Here is a 358-nt window from a genome sequence, read left to right as displayed (position 1 = left end):
CTTCTACAACATCGTGTAATAAAGCAGCAATCAATGTTGTAATGTCAGCTTTATAATTTAGCAGTATTTCTGTAATCGCGAAAGGGTGAATAATATATGGTTCTCCAGTTTGACGGTATTGTCCATCATGTGCTTGCTCTGCAAAATGTATAGCTTTTTTCAAAAGCTTTAATTCATCAGATCGTAGATAATTTGCCTTTTGTAATAATACCTTGCTCATATATATCCATCCCTTAAATTTAATTTTTAATAATAATTCTATATAATAGAATAAATACCCTTTGAAATTGTTTTAAGTGTGTAAAAAAATAAAGATATTGAGATTAAACTAAAAAATAAAGATATTGAGATTAAACTA

Annotated in this window: 1 protein-coding gene; it reads right to left on the bottom strand. The window is 27.1% G+C overall.

Translation table 11 applies throughout. The features are described from left to right. The coding region (locus AC1DJR_RS34155; protein WP_477004685.1) for an HD domain-containing protein at positions 1-220 on the bottom strand (220 nt) is incomplete at its 3' end. Positions 221-358 lie beyond the last annotated feature (138 nt).

The sequence above is a fragment of the Bacillus sp. 05T31 genome (genome assembly GCF_056396725.1).
This window is presented reverse-complemented; position numbering and strand designations above follow the sequence as displayed.